This is a genomic window from Paenibacillus ihuae (genome assembly GCF_001368795.1).
Lineage (GTDB): Bacteria > Bacillota > Bacilli > Paenibacillales > Paenibacillaceae > Paenibacillus_AQ > Paenibacillus_AQ ihuae.
On the sequence record NZ_LN831198.1, the window covers coordinates 1305164 to 1310748 of the forward strand.

The following is a 5585-nucleotide window of genomic DNA, read 5'->3' on the forward strand; positions in this document are numbered from 1 at the left end:
GCAACGGCAACAGCGACAGCAACAGCAACAGCAACAGCAACAGCAGAACCAACACCAACACCAACGCCAGCTCCAGTAACGCTTCCGGGATCTATCCCCGGTTCCGTACCTGCGGCAACACCTGCTGCCGGCACACAAACAATTAGTCCAGACAGTCTAAAAGCCGGCAAGGACGGCAAGGTTACAATTGATGTTGCTGCATCCGCATCATCGGTACTGCTGCCGATTCAGGCTGCAGCAGCACTCGGCACGAATGATCTTGTTCTGCACCTGGGTGAGCTCTCCGTGACCCTGCCTAGTGAAGTATTACACGGGCTTCAGTCATCACTGGCCGGATCGGATGCGGAAGGTGCGCAGATTCTATTCGGCACAGCCCCGCTTCAGGACGGAGCAGTAAATAGCCTGTTAAGCGGGCTGAACGGGAACAATACCCGTGTAACCGCGGCCTCAAAAGTATATGATTTCTCATTGTTCGTGGTTAAAAAAGACGGCACACGTATTCCTGTAACTGCATTTGCAGCTCCGGTTGAGCTTACCCTTAAGTTCAGCGGCAATGTAAATAAAGAGTTGCTTGGAGTCTATTTTATAGGTGAAAACAACAACCTCCAGTATGTGGGCGGAACTGTGAACGGGGATCAAATAACAGCAGAGGTAACGCATTTCAGTAAATACGCTGCACTTGAGCTGAATAAGTCCTTTAAGGACGTTCCGGCTCTGCATTGGGCAGCTCAAGCGGTTAAATCGCTCAGTGCGAAACAAATTGTAACAGGTGTGACGGTGTCCGAATTCAAACCGGATGTAAGTGTCACCCGGGCGGAATTTACCGCTCTGCTGATTCGTGCACTGGGAATCAACGCGGAAGGGCAAGCTTCATTCAGCGATGTCAGTGGAGATGCCTGGTATGCTCCTTATGTGGCGGCAGCTGTCAGCCAAGGCATTGTTTCCGGACGCAGCGCGGATATCTTTGCTCCGAATGCAGCGATCAGCCGCGAGGAGATGGCGGTTATGGTAATCCGTGCGCTGGAAGTGAAGCAGGGTAAGAAAACAAGCCCGGGCTCCTCTTCTGTAGCGTTCGCGGATGCCGGCACCATCAGTTCATGGGCAGCAGACTATGTAAATACTGCGGCTGAGCTTGGGCTGGTACAGGGCAGAGCGAACAAGCAATTTGCACCGCAAGCAATGATGACCCGCGCGGAAAGCGCACAGGTTATTTACAAATTGCTCGCTGAATAAGTCCTAAAGCAAGCAAAGCAGCGCTCCTCCCGTTATAGAGGGGCGCTGCTTTTGCGTTGTGTCTATTACGGCTTGCTGCGGACCCAGGAGGCGTTATGTATAGATTTTTCTGTATTTTGACCGTGCTGCGGACTCAGTGGACCTTATTTCTACTGACAAGACATAAGTTGGATGACTTATTTCCCGATTACGTCTGTGGAGTCCGCAGGCACTGTCCATCAGCCCGGAAAACTGTAACTAACGTCATCTCAGTCCGCACAGATTCATTACAGCCCTTCCCGGTTAACGGCAAACGGCACTCTTCAAAATGATGAAGAGTGCCGTTTTTTATGTTTGTATTTGCTAAAAGAGATTACAGAACTGCTTTAACGGCAGTATAACCATACGCCGGAAGCTTGATGGTGAGTTTGCCCCGCTCAGCCCGCAGGGAATCGCCAGTGAACAGATCCTGCCAATCCCGCTCTTCTACATCGAGCCGGAAGGTCTGGGCGGTCTCTTCGGTATTCATCAGAACGATGATTACTTCATCGCCAAGGCTGCGTTCAAAGGCAAGCTTGCTGCCATCCCGGCCGGCCTCAAGGAATGTGAAGGAGCCGCTGCGCAGTGCAGGATGATTGCCGCGGATTCCGATCAGATTGCGGTAGAAGCTGAACAGGTCGTGGTCCTGCTTCTCGGGATCCCATTCCATACATTTGCGGCAGCCCGGATCATTCTCTCCGTCCATACCGAACTCATCTCCGTAATAGATGCAAGGCGTGCCCATAAAGGTGAACTGGAACAGCACAGCCAGCTTGAACTTCTTTTTGTCGCCGCCGGCAAGGGTTAAGAGGCGTGCAGTATCGTGGCTGTCCAGCAGGTTGAAGGCCACCTCACTGGCTTGCAGCGGATAGCGGGACAGCTGTTTACCAATTGCATTGGCGAAGCCTTCCGCATCAAGCGAGCTATTGATGAAGAAATCCAGAACGGCATCCGTGAACGGGTAGTTCATCACGGCGTCGAATTTATCGCCTTCCAGCCAAGGAGCAGATTCATGCCAGATTTCGCCGAGAATATAGGCTTCCGGATTGGCGTTCTTCACGACCTTGCGGAATTCACGCCAGAAGCCGTGATCTACTTCGTTGGCTACGTCCAGGCGCCAGCCGTCGATGCCGACCTCTTTGATCCAGTATTCTGCAACCTTTAGGAGGTATTCTTTTACTTCAGGGTTCTCTGTGTTGAGTTTCGGCATATGCGGCTCAAACGAAAAAGCATCATAGTTTGGAATGTTGTCCACTACCTGAAGCGGGAATTCACGGACATGGAACCAGTCTTTGTAGCGGGAGTTTTCCCCATGCTCCAGCACATCCAGGAACGGGGCGAAGGTTCTGCCGGAATGGTTGAATACGGCATCCAGCAGCACGCGGATCCCGCGTTCATGGCAGGCGTCGACGAGCTTTTTGAGGGTCTGCACATCGCCGAAATGAGGGTCAACCTTCATATAATCTTCGGTGTCGTACTTATGGTTCGTAGTCCCGGCAAAAATAGGTGTGAAATAGATCCCGTTAATCCCAAGCTCTGTCAGATGATCCAAGTGATCAATAACACCCTGCAGGTCGCCGCCGAAGAAATTCTCAGGTGTAGGGGTTCCGCCCCATGGCTGCACATTGTCCGGGTTCAGGCTGGTATCCCCGTTGGCAAAACGCTCGGGAAAGATTTGATAAAAGACAGCATCCTTAACCCAGGCTGGAGGGGTGAAGACATCCCCGCGGTTAATGTAAGGGAATTCGAAGAGCCGGTTTGGATTTGTTGGGCGTTCAGTTTGGAAGTCGCTTTCTGTCATCCAGATCCGCTCGTGGCCTTTTTGCAGCAGGAAGCCGTATTTAAGCCGTCGGTACAGGGGAACAGATTCACACTCCCAGTAATCGAACATCGCATCGCTGGTAAAAAGCTTCATCGGGATCAGCTCTTTCGTAGTATCCCATGCATATTTGTCCCCGGCCCAGGCAAATACTTCTGTTAGATCACCTTTTTTTGGCGCGCAGGCGAAGATGGATGGTTTCGTGATCGTAGGCATAAGACCAATTTAACCGCGGGCGGTGATATACTGCTTCTAATAACATGACAATTCCTCCTAAAAGTTTTGTTAGCATAGCATCCGTGAATTCCTTCGGACAAAACAGCTACGGAAGCATACACTTAAGTTTTGTGAGCATTTTCATCAAATAGAGATATAAGGATGAAATGGCGCTCAAATGGATGCCTTGCCAGACAAGGCACTGGCTTTGTGCCACATTTGCACCCATTGAACCTGAAATCCGCCCATAACAAAAAGGCACAACCCTAGCAAAAAGCGTGTCCGAGGTTGTCCCTGATCAGTAACATTGCCTTTTAATTGTGTAAGAACAAGGGGCTATGCTTCGATTGTTTGCTGTAGGCAGGACTGGCTGCTCATAATGGTTTGGATTATAGCACGGAATATTTGGTCATTCAATACTATTGTACAAACCATTGCACAAATCTTCACAAGCGATAAGTTGGTTTGATAAAAGGGAAACCGGTACCTTTACCCACAGTTTTAAGGAAAAGAACAGGGTTAGTGGCAAATAAGTGTTCATTTTTACATGAAAGTATGAGTAAATAAGAGTAATTATGTGAAAAATGAAGATATAAATTGATTATATTATGTTTTTTGCGAAATATGGTCAAATACACTATGTGCAAACGTTTTAACAATTAACCTGACTGTTGTATTATGAATTTAGGAATGAAGCGCTTTCTAGAACTTGTTGAAGCGTATTCAGATGGATGGTTCGTATACAGGCACATTTTTTTTAGATCCTCTGAAATCGTTTGCGCATGTTCTGCAGCATCCTTAAGCACAAAGTGATATACAAAATCGGGAGGGGTTATCTGTAATGAAAATGAGAAAATGGATGATGGTCACGGCTGTTGCCGCAATGGCTACATCACTGGCAGCGTGCGGGGGTAACAACAACACAAATGGCGGTAACGCTGCAGCGACGAATGCTCCGTCAGAAAGCACAGCACCGGCTGAAAACAACGGCGGAGAAAACACTGCTGCTGAAACCGCACAAATCACCCCAGAGGATGGCGCATCTTTGGTCGTATGGGAAAGTAAGGATGAAAGAGCTTTTACAGACGCGATTGCCAAGGAATTCACCGAGAAATACAATGTTCCAGTGAAAATTGAAGAATTGTCTCCGACAGATCAAGTTACCAAGCTGTCTCAGGATGGTCCTTCCGGCTTAGCTGCTGACGTTGTTCTAATTCCGCATGACAACCTGGGCAGAGCCGCAAGTGCGCAGCTGTTGCTTCCAAACGATGTGTTTGAAGCAGAAACCGTAAAGAACAATACGGAAGCTTCGATTACCGGTGCCAGTTATGACGGCATGCTGTACGGATACCCGCGTGCAGCTGAAACTTACGCTCTGTACTACAATAAGTCACTTGTTACTGAAGCGCCCAAGACCTTTGATGATGTAATCGCCTTCGGCAAAACCTTCACCGATAAATCCAAAAACCGGTATGGAATCATGTGGGAAGTCGGCAACATGTATTTCGACTATCCGTTCATCGCTTCCAACGGCGGTTATATCTTCGGGGATAACGGCACGAACAAAGACGATATCGGGATCAATACAGACGGCGCAATCCAAGGCTTGAGTGAATTTGTGAAACTGAAAGAAGTTCTGCCAATCAAAAGCGGCGATATCAACCCGGATATTAAGCGCAGTCTCTTCAACTCCGGTGATTTGGCAATGGATATCAACGGACCTTGGGAACTTGCCGGGTACAAAACGGCTCTGGGCGACAATCTGGGATTGGTACCGCTGCCGACTGTCAGCGGGAAGACAGCGATCTCCCTTGCAGGCTTCAAGATCTTCGCGGTTAATGCGTATACACAATACCCAAATGCAGCTAAACTGTACGCTGAGTTCGCATCCACCAAGGATGCACAACTTAAGCTGAACAAGCTGGTAGGATCTATCCCAACTAACCTGGAAGCCCTGGAAGATCCGCAGATCAAGGATGATCCTTATGTATCTGCATTTGCTGAACAGGCTAAAAACTCCCAGCCTATGCCATCGATTCCTGAAATGGGCAACGTGTGGTCTCCTGTGAACGCAGCTCTGCCGGAAATCTGGGATAAAGGCGTAGACCCTAAGACTGCAATGGACAAAGCAGCCCAACAGATCAAAGATCTGAACAACGGCGCTTCGCAGTAAACATCTGTAGGTCTATTCCAATAGTATATATATGAAATCAAATCGCCCTCCGCCTGGTAGCGGCGGGCGATTCCCTGATTTCCCAGGAGAGGAGAACGGAAGGGAAATGCAGCGACACCATACTAG

Annotated in this window: 2 protein-coding genes and 1 pseudogene; 2 read left to right on the forward strand and 1 reads right to left on the reverse strand. The window is 49.1% G+C overall.

Annotation, left to right across the window (positions count from 1 at the left end):
• On the forward strand, positions 1-1233 hold a 1233-nt coding region (locus AQR02_RS05665), incomplete at its 5' end, for an S-layer homology domain-containing protein (RefSeq protein WP_167347605.1).
• Positions 1234-1585: 352 nt separating this feature from the next.
• Here the strand turns inward: AQR02_RS05665 and AQR02_RS05670 are convergent.
• Positions 1586-3332, reverse strand: a pseudogene (locus AQR02_RS05670) (alpha-glycosidase).
• Positions 3333-4127: 795 nt separating this feature from the next.
• Between AQR02_RS05670 and AQR02_RS05675 the strand changes: the two are divergent.
• Positions 4128-5459: a sugar ABC transporter substrate-binding protein gene (locus tag AQR02_RS05675; protein WP_054939744.1), complete on the forward strand. Its 1332-nt coding sequence runs from the start codon at positions 4128-4130 to the stop codon at positions 5457-5459.
• The last annotated feature ends 126 nt before the right edge of the window (positions 5460-5585 follow it).